The 22381-nt window shown below is 66.6% G+C and carries 20 protein-coding genes and 1 riboswitch; of the genes, 16 read left to right on the top strand and 4 right to left on the bottom strand.

Translation table 11 applies throughout. The features are described 5' to 3' along the window. The first annotated feature begins 11 nt into the window (after positions 1–11). The gene (nifA, locus tag B4920_RS02910) at positions 12–1580 is read left to right on the top strand and encodes a nif-specific transcriptional activator NifA (RefSeq protein WP_254050815.1); all 1569 of its coding nucleotides are present in this window, start codon (positions 12–14) and stop codon (positions 1578–1580) included. Between the two features lie 12 nt (positions 1581–1592). On the opposite strand, the gene B4920_RS02905 is transcribed toward nifA, so the two are convergent. Then, the gene (locus B4920_RS02905) at positions 1593–1892 is read right to left on the bottom strand and encodes a hypothetical protein (RefSeq protein WP_079433085.1); all 300 of its coding nucleotides are present in this window, start codon (positions 1890–1892) and stop codon (positions 1593–1595) included. Further along, complete coding sequence (gene rpsD, locus B4920_RS02900; RefSeq protein WP_079433084.1) at positions 1889–2500, bottom strand: 30S ribosomal protein S4; 612 nt, start codon at positions 2498–2500, stop codon at positions 1889–1891. The genes B4920_RS02905 and rpsD overlap by 4 nt, the downstream gene beginning before the upstream one ends. A gap of 333 nt (positions 2501–2833) precedes the next feature. On the opposite strand from rpsD, the gene B4920_RS02895 reads away from it, so the two are divergent. The 6 genes from B4920_RS02895 to B4920_RS02870 all read left to right on the top strand — a co-directional run bounded on the left by B4920_RS02895 (position 2834) and on the right by B4920_RS02870 (position 11975). Continuing rightward, the gene (locus B4920_RS02895; RefSeq protein ID WP_161493225.1) at positions 2834–5110 is read left to right on the top strand and encodes a TonB-dependent hemoglobin/transferrin/lactoferrin family receptor; all 2277 of its coding nucleotides are present in this window, start codon (positions 2834–2836) and stop codon (positions 5108–5110) included. Between the two features lie 2 nt (positions 5111–5112). Then, positions 5113–9084 (top strand): cobaltochelatase subunit CobN, encoded by a 3972-nt coding sequence (cobN, locus tag B4920_RS02890; RefSeq protein WP_079433082.1) that lies wholly within the window; start codon positions 5113–5115, stop codon positions 9082–9084. Between the two features lie 26 nt (positions 9085–9110). Continuing rightward, entirely contained in the window at positions 9111–9590 is a 480-nt protein-coding gene (locus tag B4920_RS02885) for a MotA/TolQ/ExbB proton channel family protein (protein ID WP_079433081.1), read from the top strand. 2 nt (positions 9591–9592) lie between these two features. Next, positions 9593–9931 (top strand): DUF2149 domain-containing protein, encoded by a 339-nt coding sequence (locus B4920_RS02880; protein WP_079433080.1) that lies wholly within the window; start codon positions 9593–9595, stop codon positions 9929–9931. A 101-nt stretch (positions 9932–10032) separates the two neighbouring features. Then, positions 10033–10896 carry a ChaN family lipoprotein gene (locus B4920_RS02875; RefSeq protein ID WP_079433079.1) on the top strand — a complete coding sequence of 288 codons (864 nt, stop codon included), beginning with the start codon at positions 10033–10035 and terminating at the stop codon, positions 10894–10896. Positions 10897–11036: 140 nt separating this feature from the next. Further along, positions 11037–11975: a Tim44 domain-containing protein gene (locus tag B4920_RS02870; protein WP_079433078.1), complete on the top strand. Its 939-nt coding sequence runs from the start codon at positions 11037–11039 to the stop codon at positions 11973–11975. Positions 11976–12056: 81 nt separating this feature from the next. Here the strand turns inward: B4920_RS02870 and nhaR are convergent, their stop codons facing one another. Continuing rightward, positions 12057–12986, bottom strand: coding sequence for a transcriptional activator NhaR (gene nhaR / locus B4920_RS02865; RefSeq protein ID WP_079433077.1), 930 nt, complete (start codon positions 12984–12986; stop codon positions 12057–12059). Between the two features lie 120 nt (positions 12987–13106). On the opposite strand from nhaR, the gene B4920_RS02860 reads away from it, so the two are divergent. From B4920_RS02860 to B4920_RS02820, 9 genes are all read left to right on the top strand, one after another. Beyond that, the gene (locus tag B4920_RS02860) at positions 13107–13457 is read left to right on the top strand and encodes an HPF/RaiA family ribosome-associated protein (protein ID WP_079433076.1); all 351 of its coding nucleotides are present in this window, start codon (positions 13107–13109) and stop codon (positions 13455–13457) included. Between the two features lie 226 nt (positions 13458–13683). Then, positions 13684–15201, top strand: a complete 1518-nt coding sequence (gene nifB, locus B4920_RS02855) for a nitrogenase cofactor biosynthesis protein NifB (RefSeq protein ID WP_079433075.1) — start codon at positions 13684–13686, stop codon at positions 15199–15201. Positions 15202–15304: 103 nt separating this feature from the next. Beyond that, complete coding sequence (locus B4920_RS02850) at positions 15305–15604, top strand: 4Fe-4S binding protein (protein WP_079433074.1); 300 nt, start codon at positions 15305–15307, stop codon at positions 15602–15604. A 12-nt stretch (positions 15605–15616) separates the two neighbouring features. Next, complete coding sequence (locus B4920_RS02845; protein ID WP_079433073.1) at positions 15617–16054, top strand: ArsC/Spx/MgsR family protein; 438 nt, start codon at positions 15617–15619, stop codon at positions 16052–16054. Next, positions 16051–17343, top strand: a complete 1293-nt coding sequence (locus B4920_RS02840) for an FprA family A-type flavoprotein (protein WP_079433072.1) — start codon at positions 16051–16053, stop codon at positions 17341–17343. The genes B4920_RS02845 and B4920_RS02840 overlap by 4 nt, the downstream gene beginning before the upstream one ends. A gap of 44 nt (positions 17344–17387) precedes the next feature. Next, complete coding sequence (locus B4920_RS02835) at positions 17388–17675, top strand: 2Fe-2S iron-sulfur cluster binding domain-containing protein (protein ID WP_079433071.1); 288 nt, start codon at positions 17388–17390, stop codon at positions 17673–17675. Positions 17676–17779: 104 nt separating this feature from the next. Then, positions 17780–18139 carry a 2Fe-2S iron-sulfur cluster binding domain-containing protein gene (locus B4920_RS02830; protein ID WP_079433070.1) on the top strand — a complete coding sequence of 120 codons (360 nt, stop codon included), beginning with the start codon at positions 17780–17782 and terminating at the stop codon, positions 18137–18139. A 28-nt stretch (positions 18140–18167) separates the two neighbouring features. Beyond that, positions 18168–19103: an ADP-ribosyl-[dinitrogen reductase] hydrolase gene (gene draG, locus B4920_RS02825; RefSeq protein WP_079433069.1), complete on the top strand. Its 936-nt coding sequence runs from the start codon at positions 18168–18170 to the stop codon at positions 19101–19103. 52 nt (positions 19104–19155) lie between these two features. After that, positions 19156–20778 carry an NAD(P)/FAD-dependent oxidoreductase gene (locus B4920_RS02820; protein WP_079433129.1) on the top strand — a complete coding sequence of 541 codons (1623 nt, stop codon included), beginning with the start codon at positions 19156–19158 and terminating at the stop codon, positions 20776–20778. A 10-nt stretch (positions 20779–20788) separates the two neighbouring features. On the opposite strand, the gene B4920_RS02815 is transcribed toward B4920_RS02820, so the two are convergent. Continuing rightward, positions 20789–21733, bottom strand: coding sequence for a hypothetical protein (locus tag B4920_RS02815; RefSeq protein WP_079433068.1), 945 nt, complete (start codon positions 21731–21733; stop codon positions 20789–20791). 257 nt (positions 21734–21990) lie between these two features. Further along, positions 21991–22209, top strand: a riboswitch (cobalamin riboswitch). Positions 22210–22381: the final 172 nt, after the last annotated feature.

Genomic DNA, 22381 nt, shown 5'->3' with positions numbered 1-22381 from the left:
ACCCGACGCCCGTGAGCGAAAATCTGATCCAGGCCCCTGGCGCCCTTCTTGAAGCAGAGCTGGATACGCTGTTCAGCGTCAGCCAGATCCTGTCCCGCTCCCTCGACTTGCAGGACACCCTCAAGGAAGTGCTCCAGGTCATCGGCGAAGGCTGCGGCTTGCGCCTGGGCCTCGTCGCCCTCCTCAGCGACGAAACCGGTAACGAACTCTTCATCAGCGCGGCCCACGGACTCGACGTGGAAGCGGCCGGCCACATCCGCTACTCCCGTGGCGAGGGCGTGCTCGGTCTGGTGCTGGAGCGCGGCCGCAGCGTGATTCTCGACGAGGTCGCCCGCGAACGGCGCTTCCTCGACCGCCTCGGCGCCTACGCCCCCGACAAGCCCTTCATCGCCGTGCCGATCCGCATCGGCTCCGAGCTGGTCGGCGTGCTGGCCAGCCAGCCCGACACCTCCGACGACGGCCTGCTCGATGATCGGGCTCATTTCCAGGAGATGGTCGCCAACCTGATCGGCCAGAGCGTGCGCCTGGCCCGCCAGGTCGCCAAGGAAAAGCGCGATCTGGTCGACGAGCGTGACGACCTGCGCCGGGCGGTACGCGGCCAGTACGGCTTCTCCTCAATCGTCGGACGCTCCGAGCCGATGAAACGGGTCTTCGACCAGCTCCGGCAGGTCGCCAAGTGGAACACCACGGTACTGATCCGCGGCGAGACCGGCACCGGCAAGGAGCTGATCGCCAGCGCCATCCACTACAACTCCCCGCGCTCGGCCAGCCCCTTCGTCAAGCTCAACTGCGCGGCACTGCCCGAAAACCTGCTCGAATCCGAACTTTTCGGCCACGAGAAAGGCGCCTTTACAGGTGCAGTTTCCCAGCGCAAGGGGCGTTTCGAGCAGGCCGACGGCGGCACCCTCTTCCTCGACGAGATCGGCGAAGTCTCCTCCGCCTTCCAGGCCAAGCTGCTGCGCATCCTGCAGGAAGGTGAACTCGAACGGGTCGGTGGCAGCCGCACGCTGAAGGTGGACGTGCGCGTCATCGCCGCCACCCACCGCGACCTGGAAATGGCAGTCGAGGAAGGCAAGTTTCGCGAAGACTTGTACTACCGCCTCAACGTGATGCCGATCTACGTACCGCCGCTGCGCGACCGCATCGAGGACATCCCGGAAATCGCCAATTTCCTGGTCGCCAAGATCGCCAAGCTGCAAGGCCGCGAGCTGGGCATCACCGACAGCGCGCTACGCCTGCTGACCCAGCACATGTGGCCGGGTAACGTGCGCGAGCTGGAAAACTGTCTGGAGCGGGCGGCGGTGATGTGCGAAGGCAGCCACATCGACCGCGACCTCGTTCTGCTGTCCGGTATCGAGGAGCGTCTGCAGCCGCCCCGCCCCCGTACGGCCAGTGCCGCCACCGCTCCCGTCAGCAACGTGGATCTGGGCGACGAGAACATGGATGAGCGGGAGCGCGTGATCGCCGCACTGGAGCAGGCCGGCTGGGTGCAGGCCAAGGCCGCGCGCCTGCTCGGCATGACCCCACGGCAGATCGCCTACCGCATCCAGACCCTCAACATCACGGTCAGGCAGATCTGACCGCCACGCCGCTCAGTTGACGACCCGGGTCGACGGCGCCAACGGCTCGGGCCCGGGCTGGCTGAGCACGGTCAACGCTTCCCAGTTGCTCACCAGCTGGGCGGCGCATCCCCTGAGGATGCCATCCAGACGTTCATCCGCGCTGACCACCCGCAGGTGCGTGACGATCGACTGGGCCACCGCCGCGCTGCGACGGGCGGGGAAACTGCTCATCAAGGTGAGCAAGGCCACCAACGCCAGATCGGGAGACGTCTCGTAACCGGGCAGGCCGTCCTCCTCCTCGCCGCCTCGGCAGTAGCACGGGATACTCATATCCGCACCGCGTAGTATTCGACCACATGCTGGACCGCCACCGGGAAAGGCACCTCGCTGGCCTCCGGCAGACGGGTCACCACGGCCTGAAAACCCTTGCCGTCGCTGTTCAGCCACTCCGGGTGGGTCAGGGCTGGCTGCTCGACGCACTCCAGCACCATCGGCATGCGCCGCGCCTTATCGGTGAGGACGATGGCGTCACCCGGTTTGATCCGGATCGACGGGATATTCACCGGCTGGCCGTTGAGCAGCACATGCTTGTGGCGCACCAGCTGGCGGGCAGCTACCAGCGTCGGCGCAAAGCCGGCACGGAACACGAAGTTGTCCAGCCGCCGCTCCAGCAGTTCGAGCAGCTTGCTGCCGGTGGGCGCCTTGGCGCGCTTGGCCTCACGGAAGAGCCGCTGCAACTGGGCTTCGGTCAGCCCGTAATTCATGCGCAGCTTCTGCTTCTCAATCAGCTTGAGACCGTAATCCGACTTGCGCCGCGGACGCGCACCGTGCTGCCCGGGCGGATAGTCCCGCTCACCGACAGACTTTCGGGACAGGCCGGGCAACTCGCACCCGAGGGCGCGCATGACCTTCAAACGGGGACCGGTATAACGAGACATCGACAGAGATTCCTTGGAAGAAAACGGGGGCGGCGCAGGCGTCGAAGATCACACCGGCCCTGCCGCCAAGACCCCCGACAACAGCAGCGCCAGTAAACAGACGTTGAACAGCATCGATCGCATTTCCTGACTCCTGTAACGGGGAACCGGAATTCATCTTAGATGGGAGATGAATAAATGTAAACGATAATGATTTGCATTTATTCATCAATCCGGGTAGATTTCCTCCTCCGGCAGCCTGCTGCCCCCTTCATCCCCACCTGCGTCAAGCCAGCCAGCCCGGGTCTTCCGCACGCCAGCTAGCCAGATGTTTTCGATATCTGGAGATCCGTCGTGCCCGGTACCCGCCCCGCCTCCTGCTTCAGGAAATCCCCTCTCGCCCTCCTCATCGGCGCAGCGCTTGCCGGAAACGCCTGCCTTGCCGCCGCCGACGAAACCACCACGCTGGGCGCAGTGATCGTCTCGGCCACCCGCTCCGAAACCACGGTCGACAGCGTACCCACCACCGTCACCGCGATCAGTGCGGAGAACATCGCCCGGCGCCTTCCCCACGACGAAGCCGCGCTGTTCGAGGACGAGCCGGACGTCGTCGTCGCCCGCGACCTGCGGCGCTTCGGCGCGAGCTCGGTCAACATCCGCGGTATCGAAGGCAACCGGGTCCTGCAGCAGGTAGACGGCGTTCGCCTGCCCGACTACTACAACGGCGGCGGTCCCTCCAACGCAACGACGTCCAGCTCCGACAGCCCGGAGTTCGATTTCCTCAAGCGCGTGGAAGTCCTGCGCGGCCCGGCCTCCAGCCTGTATGGCTCCGACGCCCTCGGCGGCGTGGTCAGCTACCTGACCCTCGACCCCCGCGACATCCTCGGCGAGCGCGACGTCGCCGTCCGCTACAAGGGCACCTGGCGTGGTGCCGACGACAGCCTGCAGAACACCGCCTACTTCGCTGGCGCCAACGACACCGTCGAAGCCCTGCTGGCCCTCACCCGGCGCACCGGCAGCGAACTGGACAACCGGGGCGAGACCGGCGGCAGCAGCGCCGGCCGCGAACAGCCCAATCCCCAGGACAACCGCTCCCGCGGCACCCTCGCCCGGCTCGTCGTCAAGCCGGCCACCGGCCACCGCTTGCGCTTCACCTACGAGGACCGCCACCAGCACAGCGACAGCGAACTGCTGCGCCTGTCCACCTCCCTGCCCCGCGTCAGCGCCGCGGATGGCAGCGAGGATGCGCGCCGGGAGCGCGTCTCCGTCGATTGGGAATGGAAGCCCACGGCCGGCCTGGTGGACCGCCTGCTCCTCTCGGCCTATCACCAAAACGCCACCAACCAGACCTACACGCTGCAGAAACGCAGCGCCACCACCAGCGGCTGCTCCGGCACGAGCAGCGGCAGCAACACCTGCCTGGTGGACATGAATTTCGACTTCCGCCAGCAAACGACCGGCGTGGGCCTGCAACTGGAAAAGGGGCTGAATAGCGGCGCCCTCGACCACTTCATCGTCGTCGGTGCCGACTGGCGCCACCACCAACTGGCCGAGATCCGCGACTACACGATCACCAACCAGACCACCGGCAGCGTCGGCAAGACGCTGGCCGGCGACACCTATCCCCTGCGCGATTTCGCCCCCGGCGAATCCGACAGCCTGGGCCTGTTCGCACAGGACGAGATCAGCATCGGCCGCCTGAGCCTGACCCCCGGCCTGCGCCTCGACAGCGTCAAGCTCCGCCCCGACGCCATCAGCAAGACCATCGGCACGCAGACTTTCTCGGCCAGCAGCCAGGATCACTCCGCCGCCTCACCCAAACTGGCCGCCGTGTGGCGCCACAGCCCGGCGACGTCGTTCTACGGGCAAGTGATGCGTGGCTTCCGGGCACCCAACTACGAAGAAGTGAATGGCCTGTTCTACAACGCCGCCCAGAACTACGCGAGCCTGCCCAACCCGAACCTGAAACCGGAAACCAGCACCGGCATGGAAGTGGGCACCCGCTTCAAGCTGGCGGGCGGCGACGTACAACTGGCCCTGTACAACAACAAGTACAGCAACTTCATCAGCAACGAACTGGTCTGCTCCACCCCGAGCGGGGCCAGCGCACCGGCCTGCCTGGGCAACGCGGTGCGCTCCGTGTACCAGTCAATCAACCTGGCCAACGTCCGCATCCGCGGCGCAGAACTGCGCGGCCAGTGGGCTCTGCCCCATGGCTTCCGCAGCGCCGGCGCCATCGCCTGGGCCGACGGGGACGTGACCTCGGCCGGCCAGCCGCTCAACACCGTCGATCCCGCCCGTCTCTACCTCAACCTCGGCTGGGACGGCCAGGCCGCCAGCCGCCCCCTGGCCGTGGATGCGCGTCTGCGCGCCGCCCGCAAGAAGGATCAGGTGGACCGCGGTGACGTCGATTACTTCCGGACACCCGGCTACGCGGTACTCGACCTCTCCGCCAGCCTGCAAGTCCATCGCAACGCGAAACTGAACGTCGCCCTCAACAACCTGTTCGACAAGAAATACTGGTTGTGGAGCGATATCCGCCAGGTCGGCCTGAGCAGCACCGAAGCCGGGTCGGCCTTCTTCACCCAGCCCGGCCGCAACCTGAGCGCCTCCCTCCAGGTGGATTTCTGAACATGCGCACCGCCCACCGGCTGTTCATCCGGCTCGGCCGCCTGCTCGCGCCCGTGCTCTGCCTGATCCTGCTCAGTGGCAGCGGTGAAGCGCTCGCCGGCCGGATCCTCGTCATCAGCACCTCTCCGGTCCAGCCGGGCAAGTTCCTCAAGCTGGCCGAAACGGCTAAGGCACATGGCCTGCAACTGGAAGCCCGCTTCGCCGAGAGGCTGCCCGCCGACAGCGGGCCGGCGCTGTTCCGGGGTTACGACCTGGTGCTGTTCGACACGCCGCGGGAGCATCTGCAGGCCTTCGTCGAGACCCGCCTGGCCGGCGCCCTGCCGGGCCTCAAGCAGCCCTTCCTGTGGCTGCACGAAGGCAATCCCCGCTGGCAGGGCCTGCCGGACGGGTTGGCCCGGCGCCTGCATACCTACTATGTAAACGGCGGTGCCCTCAACTTCGACGCCTTCCTGGCCACCCTCGCCGCGCACCTGGATGGCAAGCCGGCGGGCGGCATCCGCGAGCCCGTCGTCTTCCCCAAGAGCGGCGTCTATCACCCGGACCATCCCGGCCTGGTCTTCACCGAGCCCGCCGCCTACCTGCGCTGGAAGACCGGCAGCCCCACGCCCACCGCGCCAGTCATCGCCATCGCGCTGCACCAGCAGTACATCGCCGCCGAGCAGACCGCCTTCATCGACGATCTGATCCGCCGCATAGAGCAGAGCGGCGCCGTACCCCTGCCCTTCTACAGCCCGGTCATGGACCCGGATGCCGTGCGGCGCATGCTGCGCGTCGACGGACGCACCCTTGCCAACGCGCTGATCAACACCCAGATCATGCTCAACCCGGACGGGCGACGCACCGAGTTCGCCGACCTGGGCATCCCCGTCGTACAGGCCATGCCCTACCGCAAGGGCGACGAAGCCGCGTGGGCCGCCGACCCGCAAGGCGTGGCGCTGATGGACGTGCCCTTCTACCTGGCCCAGGCCGAATACGCCGGCGTCACCGACATCCAGATCGCCGCCGCCACCCGCAAGTCCGACGACCAGATCGCCCCCATCGCCGGACAGGCCGCAGCCGTCGTCGCCAAGGCCGTGCGGCTGGCCCGCCTGCAACGCACCGCCAACACCGACAAGCGTGTCACGATCTTCCTCTGGAACTACCCGCCGGGCGAAAAGAACCTCTCAGCCTCGTTCATGAACCTGCCGCGCAGCCTGGTCGGCACGCTGGCCGCCCTGCGGACGCGGGGCTACGACACCGAGACACCGGGCGAAACCGAGCTCACCCTGTCGCTGCAACGCCTGCTCGCCCCCTACTACCAGCCCGCCGGCGATCAGCGGGAACTGGAATCCCTGCTGCGCGACGGCCTCGCCGAACGCCTGCCGCTAACGACCTATCGGCACTGGCTGGCCAGCCTGCCCGAAGCCGTGCAGAAACAGATGAAAGAACGCTGGGGCGAGCCCGAACGCTCGTCGATGGTCGTCCACCAGGACGGCCAGGCCTGGTTCGTCATCCCCCGCCTGAAGCTCGGCCACGTCAGCCTGCTGCCCCAGCCACCCCGCGGCGAACGCGGGGAGGACAAGGAAAAGGCGCTCTACCATTCGTCCAGCGCCGCCCCGTCCCACTTCTACATGGCCGCCTACCTGTGGGCGCGGGAACAGGCCAAGAGCGACGCCTTCATCCACTACGGCACCCACGGCAGCCAGGAGTGGTTGCCCGGCAAGGAGCGCGGGCTGGCCGTCAGCGATTTTCCGATGCTCGCCGTCGGCGACGTGCCGGTGCTGTACCCCTACATCGTGGACAACATCGGCGAAGCCACCCAGGCCAAGCGGCGGGGCCGCGCCACCATCGTCAGCCACCAGACGCCGCCCTTCGCCCCCGCCGGCCTGCACGCCGCGCTGACCCGCATCCACGACCTGCTCCACAGCTGGCTGGCCCAGGACGACGGCGCCGTGAAGGACAAGCTGCGCGCCGAGTTCCTGGCCGGGGTGCGCAAGGAACACATCGAGCGCGACCTGGGCTGGTCCGAGGCTCGCATCGAGGCGCAGTTTCCGGCCTTTCTCAGCGAGGTGCACGACCATCTCCACGAACTGGCCCGCACGGCCCAACCCCTCGGCCTGCACACCTTCGGCCAGGGGGCCGGCGAAGACGCACGGCTGGCCACGGTGCTGATGATGGTCGGCAAGGACTTCTGGGAAGGCGTCGCCGGCCCCGGCGAAGAGGCCGACGAAATGCTGGTCGGCGACTATGCGCGCCTCAGGGAATCGACACCCTACCGGCGGCTGAAGGCCATCGTCACCGGCCAGGCCGACCTCGCGTCCCTCCCCGCCAAGGCCCGTACCGCGGCCGAACGGGCCCGCCAATGGTATGCCGCGCTGGACGCGGCCCCTGAGCTGACAGCCCTGCTCGCCGGCCTGGAAGGCCGCTACATCCCGACCAGCTACGGCGGCGACCCGATCAAGAACCCCGACGCCCTGCCCACCGGACGTAACCTGTACGGCTTCGACCCCTCCCGGGTGCCGACGCAGGCCGCCTGGGAAGCCGGTCGGGAAGCGCTCGAACAGCTCCTCGCCACCCACAAGGCCAAGAACGGCAAGCTTCCGCAGAAGCTCACCTTCACCCTGTGGTCGGTGGAGACCATGCGCCACTTCGGCCTGCTCGAAGCCCAGGCCCTGTGGGCCATGGGCGTGGAGCCGGTCTGGGACGCCGGCGGACGGGTCGAAGACGTCAGGCTCATTCCGCGACAAATCCTCGGCCGCCCACGGGTGGACGTGGTGCTATCCGCCACTGGGCTTTATCGCGATCATTTTCCCAACGTGATGCGCCTGCTCGCCAAGGCCGCCAAACTCGCCGCCGAAGCCGACGAGGCCGACAACCCGGTGGCCGCCAACACCCGCCGCATCCAGACTGAGCTGCGCGCCCGCGGCTGGGGCGAAACCCAGGCCCTCAACGCTGCGCAGACACGCATCTTCTCCTCCGAGTCCGGCCGCTACGGCACCGGCCTGGACGACGCCGCGCTGGCCACCGACACCTGGAAGGGCAAGGCCGAAGGCGACCGCAAGCTGGCCCGCCTGTACCTGTCGCGCATGCAGTTCGCCTACGGCCCGGACGAAGCGAGCTGGGGCCAGCCCGGCGCTGGCGGCGAGAACCTCTACGCCGCCCATCTGAAGGGCACCGAGGGCGCGGTGCTGTCGCGCAGCTCCAATCTGTACGGCATGCTCACCACCGACGACCCCTTCCAGTACCTGGGCGGCATCGCCCTCGCCGTCCGCCATCTGGATGGCAAGGCGCCAGAACTCTATGTTTCCAACCTGCGCGGCCAGGGCGGCGGCAAGGTGGAAGGCGCCGCTGGCTTCCTCGCCAAGGAATTGGCCACCCGCAACTTCCATCCCGGCTACATCCAAGGCCTGATGAAGGAAGGCTACGCCGGCACCCTCCAGGTGCTCGACGGTATCAACAACTTCTCAGGCTGGCAGGCCGTGGCGCGGGAGATCGTGCGCGACGACCAGTGGCAGGAATTCGTGGACGTCTACGTCCGCGACAAGCACCGCCTCGGCCTGCGCGACTGGTTCGAACGCCACAACCCCCACGCCCTCGCCCAGAGCATCGAGCGCATGCTGGAGGCCGCCCGCCAGGGCTACTGGCAGGCCGACAAGGCCACCGTCGACGAGCTCAAGACCCGCTACCGGGAGCTGGCCGAACGGCACCAGGTCCGCAGCGACAACGCTGCCCTGCGCAGCTTCGTCGGCTTCGGCCTGGCCCAGGCCCGCCCTGCGGCCATGCCAACGTCCGGCGCCACGCGCGCCGCGCCGGCCGCTGCCACGCCGAACGTACCGCCGGCACCGGCCGCACCGCCACCCGTCCAGGGCCTGCGTCTCGACAAGGTCGCCCCGCCGACACCACCAACGCCCAGCCGGGCCGCCGCGGGCCTGCTCCTCGTCACGCTGGCCACGCTGGGTGGTGCCCTGCGGGGCCGCCTCGCGCCCTCTTCCTGACCTCCGACACACCGATACCACTGACCATGAATCATCAACTCGAAAACACCATGTACGACGTGGCCCAGTTCTTCCTGCTGCCCACGCTGATCCTGATCGCCCTGCTCTTCCTGTTCGCCTTCTGGTCCCTCGGGGAATTCGCCCGACTGGCCTGGCAACGAAAGAGCGACGGCGGCCGCCCGCTGCTCAATGCCTTCCGCAGTAACCCGTCTCTTACCGAGGACGAACTCGACCTGCTTGCCCACACCCTGCTCGAAGCCCCGCGAATCGCCAGCCGCGTGACGCCCATGCTGGGGCTGGTCGCCACCATGATTCCCATGGGGCCGGCCCTCAAATCCCTGTCCGACGGTGATCTGGCCCAGGTCTCCCACAACCTGACGGTGGCCTTCTCCGCGGTCATCCTGGCCCTCATTGCCGCCTCCATCACCTTCTGGGTCACCAACGTGCGCCGCCGCTGGCTGGCCGAGGAGATCGTCCACATCGCGCGCTTGCGGCAGGAGGCCTGACCATGGGCCTCAAGCTCTTGCACGAACCCGAAACCGAAGATCCCATCCTGTCGGTGGTCAACCTCATCGACATTTTCCTGGTGGTCATCGCCGCATTGCTCATCACCATCGCCAAGAACCCGCTGATGAACCCGTTCAGCCGGCAGGAGGTGACGGTGATCAGCGATCCCGGCAAGCCGACCATGGAAGTCACCATCAAGAAAGGCGAAAAAGTGGAGCGCTACAAGGCCAGCGGGGCCATCGGCAGCGGCGACGGCGAGAAAGCCGGGGTGGCCTATCGCATGAAGGATGGCTCCATCGTCTATGTTCCGGAAGGCAGCGACGCCCCGGCGCCACGCTGAGCAAGAATGCAAGCCCCCACGAAGTACCGCGAACTCCCGGCCACCCGCCAGGGTCCACAGGCATCCTGCGGACCTTGACGGCCCAACCGAGCCCCCGAACCATGAAACTACGCCTGACAGCCCTCTTCGCCGGCCTCATTCTTCATGCCACCGCCCAGGCCAACGCGCCCACCGGCGAACGCATCGTCGACACCCGGAGCGGACAAAGCCTCAGCCAGCCCGAACTGCTCGCCCGGCTGCGCCAAGCGGACTTCCTGCTCCTCGGCGAGATCCACGACAGCCCCCTCCACCACCGTATTCGAGCCGAACTCATCACCGCCCTCGGCACACGGGCGGTGCTTGCCGAACACCTGGACCGGGGCCGACGTTTCCACGCCGACAACTCCGAGCGTATCCAGGCCGGGCTGGAAAGCGCCGGCTTCGATACCAAAGCCTGGCAATGGCCGGTACATGAGCCCCTGTTCGGTGGGCTGGCGCGGGCCGGCATCGATGTCATCGGCGCCAACCTTCCCCGGGACCAGGCCCGCGACGTCGTGCGCAGCGGCAGCAGCGCCCTGCCCGCCGACGTCGCCGCCACGCTGGCCGCCGGACCGCTATCCGACACCGCCACCCAGGCCCTCGACGCCGACCTGCTCGACAGCCACTGCGGGCAGTTGCCCGCCAACCGGGTGCCCGCCATGCATCTCGCCCAGCGTGCCCGCGACGGCGCGATGGCCGCCGAACTGATGCACCTTGCCGAACGTCCGGCGATCCTGGTCGCCGGCAATGGCCACGTGCGCAGCGACTATGGCGTTCCACAGTTGCTGGCCCGCCTCAAGCCCGAAGCGCGCGTCGTCAGCGTTGCCTTTGAAGAGACTGCCGACGGGACGGACACCGGCCCTTCGGCCCGCCCGTATTCCTACATCTGGTACACCGCTCCCACGCCGCGCACCGATCCCTGCGCCGACTTCGGCGGCAAACGCTGATGCAGACAGCCACCCACGCTTGAAGCGATCAGGATTCATTCAGTTTTTTTCGAAGCTTTACTACAAACAATTCTGATTTTATTTAACTCCCGCAACCGCTATCCTTCAGCGGTCGCTACCCCCAATCACAGGAGACACGAATGAAATCCTTTGCCCTGATGGGCGCCGCACTGGCGCTGGGCCTGACCCTCGTAACCGGTGATGCCGACGCCGCCAAGCGCTTTGGCGGCGGCAAGTCCTCGGGCATGCAGCGCCAGGAGCTCAGCCAGCCCAAGTCCCCCAATGCCACGCCGGCCACCCCGGCCCAGGCACCGGGTGCCGCCGCCGCGCCCCACACCCAGCAGGCCGCCGGCGCCGCTGCCGCCGCCGCAACCCCCAAGCGCTCGTGGATGGGCCCGCTGGCTGGTCTGGCCGCAGGTATCGGCCTGGCCGCCCTGGCGTCCCACTTCGGTTTCGGTGAGGAACTCGCCTCGATGATGACGATGGCCCTGATCGCCTTCGCCGCCATCGCGCTGATCGGCTTCTTCATGCGCCGTCGCGCGGCCTCCCAGCAGCCTGCGCTGGCCGGCGCGGGCGCGAGCCCGATGCAGTATTCCGGCGCGCCCCAGTCCTACGGCAGCAACAGCAGCAACGCGACGCCGGCTTTCGGTGGCGGCAGCGCAGCCCCGGCAGCCGCCCCGGTCGCCGCGACGCCGGCCCGTAACATCCCGGCCGATTTCGACGCCGAAGGCTTCGTGCGCCACGCCAAGGTGAATTTCATCCGCCTGCAGGCCGCCAACGATGCACGCAACCTGGACGACGTGCGGGAATACACCACGCCGGAGATGTTTGCGGAAATCAAGATGGGCTGGATGGACGAGCCGGCCTCCGCCCAGAAGACCGACGTGATCTCCCTTAACGCGGAAGTCATCGACGTCGCCGAAGAAGCCGAACGCTACATCGTCAGCGTGCGCTTCACCGGCCTGCTGCGCGAGGATCCCAACGCCGCGCCGGAAGGCATCGACGAACTGTGGCACCTCACCAAGCCGCGCAGCGGCAACGGCGGCTGGCTGCTTGCCGGCATCCAGCAGAACGGCTGATTCGTCTTTCAGTACCAGTAGTACCAACCGGCCACTACCCTCGCCCTGCCCGCGGCCTTCCGGCCCGAGCAGGGTTTTTTTTCAGCCCGGCTCGGCCTGGGTCACCACGCCGCCGCTGCCCATCGCCTCCAGCCCGGCCTTGGCCGCATCCGAGATGGCCAGTACGCAGGGGTGGGTCAGGCGCCGTTCGACCGAGATCGCGTAGTACTCGATCCGCACCTCCTCCGCCCGCCCCAGCACCAGCAGATCGCCTGTGCCGAGGATCTCCTGCTCGATCGCGGTCGGCACCACGAAAGCCCCGACGCCAGCACGACCGAAAGCCGTCATCAAGGCCGTGTCGTCGAACTCGCCGACGATGCGCGGCCGCAAGCGCTTGCGATCCAGCCAATCCTCGAATTTGCGACGGATCGCCGAATCCTCGCCGGGCAGCAGGGTCGGCAGACTGCCCATGCAGGCCGGGAACTCGGCAAGCTGTTCCCCCAGCAATGAACGCGCAGCGATGAAACTCAGGCCCGACTCCCCCAGGCGGTGGTTGTAGGCCCGCACATCGACACTAGGCGGGATCGGCGAATCGGCGATTACCAGATCGAGCTTGTGCACCGCCAGTTCGGTCAGCAGGCGGTCCAGCCGCCATTCCCGGCAGATGATGCGCACCGGATCGGCCGGATCCACTGCCGGCCTCAGCAGACGGTAGGCGATCGATTTCGGCACCGCGTCCGACACGCCGACTCGGAACTCCACCGGCCGCCCTTTCGGATAGTGGCGCAGGGCCTGCTCCAGTTCGGCACTCAGCGAGAACATCTCGTCGGCGTACTCCATCGCCATGCGCCCGGCCGGAGTCAGCTCCAGGCTGCGCCCGTCGCGGGTGAACAACTGGGTATCCAGGCTCTCTTCCAGCAGGCGGATCTGCCCACTGATGGTCTGAGGCGTGACGTGCAGGGCGTCCCCGGCCTTGACCACGCCGCCACTGCGCGCCGTCTTCCAGAAATAGAACAGATGCTTGAGATTCACGGGCTCACCAAGGCATTTGTAAAACTTCGAATATATCGAAACAAAGCTTCAGTTAATACGTCTTTACCTGATTCATTTACATCAATACAGTAGACCTTCCAAAACGCAAAGGAGATAAGAATGGAAGTCCAGATCAAGGCCAAGGGCCTGCCTGCTGCCAAGACCCTGCGTACCCACGCCGCACGGCGCATCCAGGGCGCCCTCGGCCGCTTCGGCCACGTCGTCCAGTCCGTCAGCGTGCGCCTGTCCGACATCAACGGTCCCCGTGGCGGCGCGGACAAGCTGTGCCGCATCGTCATCCAGATGAAGAACCGCTCCCTCGTGATGGAAGAGCTCGGCGACGACATGCGCCGCGTCATCGACCGCATCGCCGAGCGCGTGCAATACAACGTCAGCCGCCAGATAGAGAAGCTCGCCGCCATCAACCGCCAGCTGCTGCCGGAACCCGCCCTGGTGCCGGTACGCACATGATGTCGATACGCGCCTGATATCGCGAGCAACCGCGGCCTTCCGGCCGCGGTTTTGCGTGTAGCTGTCGCATTCCTCACGCTGTGGGCCGCTGCCCCTGTGACATTCACTACAGGCTCACCGCACAAAAACACCACATTCTTTAAATTTCAATAACTTAAACAAACCATCCGACCTGGTACGCGGCTTGCAATTCCATTCCCACAAACGAACCGAGTGGGGACCAACCATGGAACTGCCAGTGATCAGCAATACCGCCGAATCCGGCGGCGGCGGGTGTAGTTCGCATTCCTGCGGCTCGACCGCGGACCAGCTCAATCAGATCCCGGACGAAATCCTGCAGAAGGTGTTCAACCACCCCTGCTATTCGGAAGACGCCCATCACCACTTCGCGCGGATGCACGTGGCCGTCGCCCCGGCCTGCAACATCCAGTGCAATTACTGCAACCGCAAGTACGACTGCGCCAACGAATCCCGTCCCGGCGTGGTGTCGGAACTGCTCACGCCCGACCAGGCCGCCAAGAAGACCTTGGTCGTCGCCTCGGAGATCCCGCAGATGAGCGTTCTGGGCATCGCGGGGCCGGGAGACCCCTTGGCCAACCCCGAGCGTACCTTCGCGACCTTCCAGATGCTCAGCGAACACGCTCCGGACATCAAGCTGTGCGTATCGACCAATGGTCTGATGCTGCCCCAGTCGGTGGACGAGATCGCCAAACACAACATCGACCACGTGACGATCACCATCAACTGCGTCGATCCCGACGTGGGCGCCAAGATCTATCCGTGGATTTTCTGGAACAACAAGCGCATCAAGGGCCGTGAAGGCGCCGCGATCCTCATCGAGCAGCAGCAGAAGGGCCTCGAGGCGTGCATCGCCAAGGGCGTTCTGGTCAAGGTGAACTCGGTGATGATCCCCGGTGTGAATGACGAGCACCTGAAGGAAGTCAGCCGCGTCGTGAAGTCCAAGGGCGCCTTCCTGCACAACGTGATGCCGCTGATCGCCGAGGCCGAACACGGCACCTACTACGGCCTGACCGGTCAGCGTGGCCCCACTCAGGACGAACTGCAGGCCCTGCAGGACGCCTGCGCCGGCGACATGAACATGATGCGCCACTGCCGCCAGTGCCGTGCCGACGCCGTCGGCCTGCTCGGTGAGGACCGCGGTGCCGAGTTCACGCTCGACAAGATCGCCGAGTACGAACTCGACCTGGAGGGTGCAGCTGCCCGCCGCGCCGAAGTCCGCGACCGCATCGCCGCCGAACTGGAAGAGAAGCGCAACGCCAAGGCTGCCGCACCGGCACCGAAGTTGGTCGCCCTCGACATGAGCGGCCTCGCCACCAAGGAGGCCCTGCGGCCGGTCAAGATGGCCGTGGCCACCAGCGGCGGCGGCGTGATCAACCAGCACTTCGGTCACGCCAAGGAGTTCCTGGTCTACGAGGCATCCGAGAAGGGCGTGCGCTTCCTCGGCCACCGCAAGACCGACCTCTACTGCAGCGGCGGCGACACCTGCGGCGACGCGGATACCACCCTGCAGCAGACCGTCAAGACGCTGGAAGGCTGCGAAGTGGTGCTGTGCTCGAAGATCGGCTACGAGCCCTGGGGAATGCTGGAAGAAGCCGGCATCGCACCAAACGGCGAGCACGCCATGGAAGGCATCGAGGACGCGGTGATGGCCGTGTATGCCGAGATGGCCGCCGCCGGTAAGCTGGTCGCCCCGGTCGAAGCCCCCGCCCAGTCTGCCGCCTGAGTCTCCAGCCCTGACCCAGGCATGCAGACCGCTCCCGGAGCGCCGTCCGCCATAGCGACGCCCCGGGAGCCCCACCCAAGCCCACATAACAAGGAGCGCTGCGATGGCACTCGAAATCAACGACCTGTGCGTGAACTGCTGGGCCTGCGAGCCCCTTTGCCCCAACAAGGCGATCTACTCGGCCTCCCCGCACTTCGAAATCGACCCGGACAAGTGCACCGAATGCGCCGGCGACTACGCCGACGCCCAGTGTGCGGCGATCTGTCCCATTGAAGGGGCCATCGTGGATGAACTGGGTGATGCCCTCAATCCGCCGGGCTCACTCACCGGTATCCCGCTGCAACTGCTGATGGAGGCCGCCGGTGCGCTGGAAGGCACCGCCGCCAAGGTGAGCAGCAGCTGACGGGAGCTTGCCATGACGACCATCGAGTTCTTCGAAAAGCCCGGCTGTTCGACGAACACGAAGCAGGTGGCCAGCTTGCGGGCTGCGGGGTGCGATGTCGCCACCCGCAGCCTGCTCACTCAGCCGTGGACCGCCGACAGCCTGCTCGCCTTTCTCGCCCCGCATCCGTCGCCGGCTTGGTTCAACCGGGCCGCGCCCAGGGTCAAGTCGGGCGAGATCGACCCCGAAGCCTTGTCCCGTGAAGAAGCCCTTGCCGTGCTGCTGGCCGAACCGCTGCTGATCCGGCGTCCGCTGATCCGCATCGGCGACACCCACCTGCTCGGTTTCGATCCGACCGCCATCGCCGCCGGCCTGGGCCGTACACCGGAGGGCTTTCTCGGCACACCGCCCGGCGAAGGCTGCAGCCACAAGCCGGACACCCCGCCCTGCGGCAGCGGAGGCCCCGAATGATCTCCGCCCCGGTTCGCCTGCGCCGGCCCGGCGGCGATTTCGACGCCGTTCCGGTGGCGGAGGACGTGCACTGGATCGGCGCCCTCGACCCGACCCTGCGCAGCTTCGACATCATCCTCAAGACCGCCAACGGCACCACCTACAACAGCTACTGCGTCCGCGGCAGCGAGGGCGTGGCGGTCATCGACACGGTGAAGGCGGAGTTTGCCGACGAGTTCTTCTCCCGGCTCGAACAGGTGGCCCGTTACGACGAGATCACCACCATCGTCCTCAACCACCTGGAACCCGACCACACCGGCGCTCTGCCCGAACTACTGCGACGGGCGCCCCAGGCGCGCCTGTACATCTCCCACCGGGCGCCGCTGATGTTGAAGGGCCTGCTCAAGCACGACGGCGAATCCCTGGATTTCACCACCGTCACCCAGGGCGACAGCATATCCCTCGGCGACCGCAGCCTGCGCTTCCTGCACACGCCCTTCCTGCACTGGCCGGACACCCAATGCACCTACCTCGTCGAGGACGGCATCCTGTTCTCCGGCGACATCTTCGGCTGCCATTTCTGCGACCCGCGCCTGTTCAACGACAAGGTCGGCGACTTCCGCTTCTCCTTCGAGTATTACTACCAGCACATCATGCGGCCCTTCCGGGAGCACGTGCTGGCCGCCCTGCCCCTCGTCGAGGCGCTGGAGCTCAATCTCATCTGCCCCGCCCACGGCCCCATCCACCGGGACGCCCCGCGCGGCTACGTAAAGCGCTACCGCCAGCTCGCCGAAAGCCAGCTCGCCAACGAAGCCCGCCAGCGCGACAAGACCCTGGTGATCTTTTATATCTCGGCCTACGGCAACACCGCGGTGATGGCCCAGGCCATCAAGGACGGGGCCGAGTCCGTGGACGGCGTGCGCGTATCCGTCTACGACCTGCAAGGCGGCGAAGTCACCCCCTTCGTGGACCTCATCGAGGAGGCCGACGGCCTTGCCATCGGCTCACCGACGATCAACGGCGATGCCGTCAAACCGGTCTGGGACCTGCTCTCCTGCCTCACCCAGGTGCCCCTCAAGGGCAAGCTCGGCGCCGCCTTCGGCTCCTACGGCTGGAGCGGCGAGGCGGTCGGCATGCTCGAAGATCGCCTGCGCGGGCTCAAGCTGCGGGTGCCCTGCCCCGGCATCAAGCTCAAGCTCATCCCCACCGGCGAGGAGCTCGCCGACTGCCACGCCTTCGGCCGCAACCTGGCCCTCCAGCTCACCGGTCAGGCGGCCTTCCGGGTCGTGGACATCGCCGAACTCGCCTGACCCCCATCGATTCCGAAACCACCCATTTCCTGGAGGACATCCCCATGCCCAAGGCACAAGTACTGTTTGAAGACATCGGCGTCGCCGTCACCGTGCCCGCCGGCACCCGCCTCATCGAAGTTTCCGAAAAGGTCGGCGCCGGCATCACCTACGGCTGCCGCGAGGGCGAGTGCGGCACCTGCATGATGAAGATCGTCAAGGGCATGGAAAACCTCGCCAACCCGTCGATGCTCGAGACCAAGGTCCTGCAGGAACAGATGGCCGGCCGCCAGAACCGCCTGGCCTGTCAGGCCCAGGTCCTGCAGGGCGAGGTCGTCGTCCGCCCGGGCTGAGCCGCCTGAAAGAGCACCACCATCAGCGACAGAGAGAATCGTTGTGGAACCCGCGGTTCCGCCATTCCGGCGGTCGGCCGCATCACTCAAGTAGGAGGAAAACCATGGCACTCATCACCTTCACCAGCCCGATGCACAAGGACAAGACCGTCTATGCAGTGGCTGGCAGCCACAAGAAGACCGTGCTCGAACTGGCCAAGGAGAACCACGTCCCGATCGACTTCGGCTGTCAGAACGGGGAATGCGGCACCTGCCTGTGCAAGGTCACCAACATCACCAAGGGCGGCGCCGAGCATGCCGGCCCATTGACCAACAGCGAGCGCAAGACCCTGAAGGAACTCGGCAAGCTGTCCGCCGAAGAAGAAGCCAAGATGGACGTGGATGACTTCCCCACCCCGTGGCGTCTGGCCTGCCAGATGATCGTCCGCGACGAGGACATCACCATCGAGTATCCCAGCGCCTGAGCACCGGCGGCCGGCGATTCACCGCCCCATGCCTGACACGCATGCCACCGTGGAACGGCCGGCCAACGCCGTCGCCGCCCGGGCCGAGGCCGCCTATCTGGGCCTCGCCCTGGGCGACGCGCTGGGTGCCACCGTGGAATTCATGACACCGCGGGAGATCCAGGCCCAGCACGGTTGCCACCGCACGATCCGCGGCGGCGGCTGGCTCAAGCTCAAACCCGGCGCGGTCACCGACGACACCACCATGGCGCTGGCCCTCGGCAACGCCATCCTGGCCGCCGGCGACATCGACGCCCACGCCATCGGCGAGGCCTTTGACGCCTGGATGCGCGCCAAGCCGGTGGACATCGGCAACACCGTGCGGCGCGGCATCATCGAATTCCGCCGCACCGGCCGGCTCGCAGCCCCGCCCAGCGAGCACGACGCCGGCAACGGCGCCTGCATGCGCGTGCTGCCGGTCGCCCTGGCCACCCTCGGCCAGCCCGAAGACGCGGTGCGCACCGCCTGCCGCGTGCAAGCACACCTGACCCACCACAATCCCCTCTCCGACGCCGGCACCGAAACCATCGCGCTGATGATCCAGGACGCGCTGCAGGGAGCCGACCTCGACGCGCTGGTCCACCAGCGCCTGCTCCCGCTGATCGACGCCTTCCCGATCTTCGATCCCGATGGCAAACGCGAGGAGAACCCGTCCGGCTTCATCAAGGACACCCTGCGCGCCGTCTTCCAGGCCCTGCTCGACACTGACAGCTTCGAGACCTGCCTGATCGACGTGGTCAACCGCGGCGGCGATGCCGACACCACCGGCGCCATCGCCGGCATGCTCGCAGGCGCCCTGTACGGCCCCGCCAGCCTGCCCGAGCCCTGGCTGGCCTCCCTCGACCACGGCACCCGCCGGGCCTGCGCAATCCAGTCCCAGGCACTGCTCGCACAGGCTTGCGGCAACACCACCCCTACGCTGTAAAATCGCGGCCCGAAAAGCCATCTGCGGGACCAACTACCCCGCCATGACCGCCATGCTGCGACTCTCCGAACTCCGCCTCCCCCTCGACCATCCGGAAGAGGCCCTGCCCGCCGCCATCCTCCAGCGCCTGGGCATCTCCGCCGATCAGCTCGTCAGCTTCAAGGTCTTCAAGCGCAGCTACGACGCGCGCAAGAACGTGCGCCTGTGCTTCATCTACATCCTCGACCTGGAGGTGAAGAACGAGGCGGCGCTGCTGAAGAAGTTCGCCGACGACATCCACGTCAAGCCGACGCCGGACACCGAGTACCACTTCATCGGCAAGGCCCCGCCCAACTTCACGCACCGCCCGATCGTCATCGGCTTCGGCCCCTGCGGCATCTTCGCGGCGCTGATCCTGGCCCAGATGGGCTTCAAGCCGATCGTGCTGGAGCGCGGCAAGGCGGTGCGCGAGCGCACCCAGGACACCTGGGGCCTGTGGCGCAAGAACACCCTCAACCCCGAGTCGAACGTGCAGTTCGGCGAGGGCGGCGCCGGCACCTTCTCGGACGGCAAGCTGTACAGCCAGATCAAGGACCCCAAGCACTACGGCCGCAAGGTGCTGACCGAGTTCGTCAAGGCCGGTGCGCCGGAAGAGATCCTCTACGTTTCCAAGCCCCACATCGGCACTTTCCGGCTGGTCGGCATGGTCGAAACGATGCGCGCCGAGATCACCGAACTGGGCGGAGAGATCCGCTTCCAGCAGCGCGTTACCGACCTCATCGTCGAGGACGGCCAGGTGCGCGGCGTGCGCACCTCCACCGGTGACGAGCTGCGCAGCGACCACGTGGTGCTGGCCCTCGGCCACAGCGCCCGCGACACCTTCGAGATGCTCCACGACAAGGGCGTCTTCATGGAGGCCAAGCCCTTCTCGGTGGGCTTCCGCATCGAGCACCCGCAGTCGTTGATCGACAAGGCCCGCCTCGGCCCCCACGCCGGCCATCCGCTGCTCGGCGCCGCCGACTACAAGCTGGTGCATCACGCCTCCAACGGCCGCGCGGTGTACAGCTTCTGCATGTGTCCGGGCGGCACCGTGGTGGCCGCCACGTCGGAGCCGAACCGCGTCGTCACCAACGGCATGAGCCAGTATTCGCGCAACGAGCGCAATGCCAACGCCGGCATCGTGGTGAGCATCGACCCGAAGGACTACCCCGGCGGCCCGCTGGCTGGCATCGAATTTCAGCGCAAGCTGGAGAGCCACGCCTTCGTGCTCGGCGGCGGCACCTACGAGGCCCCGGCCCAGCTGGTCGGCGACTTCCTGCGCGGCAAGGCGTCCACCGCACTGGGCGGCGTGGAGCCGTCCTACAAGCCCGGCGTGCTGCTCGGCGACCTGGCCAGCGCACTGCCCGACTACGCGATCACCGCGATGCGCGAGGCGATTCCGGCCTTCGACCGGCAAATCCGCGGCTTCAACATGTACGACGCGGTGCTCACCGGTGTCGAGACGCGCACCTCGTCCCCGCTGCGCATCACCCGCGGCGAGGACTTGCAGAGCATCAACACCAAGGGGCTGTACCCGGCCGGCGAAGGCGCCGGCTACGCGGGCGGCATCCTGTCGGCCGGCGTCGATGGTGTCAAAATTGCGGAAGCTGTCGCCGCCAGCCTGCTCGCAGAAGCGGAGCAGGAACGGCGTCCGTGAATACGGTACGTCAGCGCACCAAATAGCTGCGGAAGCGGTGTGCTTGCCCGAGGACGAGCCGGCCGAACTCGTCCAGCAACTCGGAGCCAACAGCGTCCGCCGGCAGACGACAGGAGGCGAAGCCGAAACGCTCGAGATTGCGCGACTCCACGATGACCTCGCGGTTTTCGAAGTCAGCCCGCCATACCACCTGCACGCAGATTTCGTCGGTCACCGTGAAGGTGCCCGACTCCAGCTCACGCAGACGGTTGCGCCGCTCCACGCATTCGAAACGCAGCCCCAGATCGAACAGCATCTGGCGCAGGCGTTCGACCCCATGGCCCGCTCGCTCGATGGTACGCACCCCGCCGCCCTTCAACGTGTAACCGAGGGTCACCCGCTCGATGCGGCCGCCGTCGCTCTCCGCCTGCGTGCGGAAATCGGCAAACCCCTCCAGCCAGGCCAGGTTGCAGAACGGATCTCCGGCATCCATGAAGATGTAGTTCCGCGCCACCTTGGGCTTGAGATAGTTGAGCTGGGTCGTCAGGTCGTGGAAATATTCGAAGGCGGCGCGCAGACGCCGGTCGAGACTGGTCCTGGCCACGTCGACGCGCTCGGATGCATCGTCCGCCGCCTTTTGACGGATGGCCACCTCGCCCCGCAGCTGGTCCAGCAGGCCGCCCGTCCGTAGTGTCGGTACGGGCTCCTCGTCTTTTTGCACGGCAGCGGCCCGTCCGCCCAGACGCACCGTCGGGAAATCGTTGCCCGGAACTTCATGGTAGGTTTCGGTCGAGCGCTTGAGCCCCAGGTAACGGGAATCGATCTCCTGGACACGCTTGCGCGCCGCCTCAAGATCGAAGGAGTTGATGTCGGCGAGGAGGGCCGCAGCCTCCGCATCCAGCGTATTGGCCTTGGTTTCCTCGCGTCGCCCTTCGTCCTTGTCCGGACAGGAGTCCGGAAGGGAAGGCGAGGCCATACCGCGGCCGGGAGGGGAAAAGGAATCAGGTTGCACGGGAATCAGGGCGCCACGCGATATTGATCCGCCTAAGCGGATCCGGGTTATTACAGATGCAAGTATTCCGCTGCCCGCAGGCCCGGTCAATCCCATAACGGTGCGGGATTACCCTCCAATCGATGTGACAAATTCCCGGAATGGCCAAGTCGCTCCCCGAAACGGGTGGCGATTTTCCGGCGCGGATCCGGAACGCTTGCACGCTTCAAGGACATACGGTTAGACTCCGCGCCGTTACGGGTGCCAACCCTGCGTCTGCAGGGAAGGTGAAACGGGAAGTCCGGTGACGTCGGTGAGCATGCTCTCTCCGACCATTCCGGCGCAGCCCCCGCTGCTGTAAGCCTGACGAATCTGCCTCACGCCACTGGGTTTTTCCCGGGAAGGTTGGCAGACGAGAGTGAAGGCGAGCCAGAAGACCGGCCTGTGACGATTTGGTGTGGTACAGGCCCCGGGGTGTGGGCAGATCCGACCGATGGGCTTGCCCAGACCCGTTGCCGTCCCGTTCCTCCTGCCTTTTTCCGGAGCCGTCGCCGCCACAGGTCCGCACCCGCCTGGTCCGTATTCATTTGTTCTGCACATCCCCGTTGCCCCGCCGCACTTCGTTCAATCGAC

This window comes from Zoogloea sp. LCSB751, assembly GCF_002028455.1.
Taxonomy (GTDB): Bacteria; Pseudomonadota; Gammaproteobacteria; order Burkholderiales; family Rhodocyclaceae; genus Zoogloea.
This window is presented reverse-complemented; position numbering and strand designations above follow the sequence as displayed.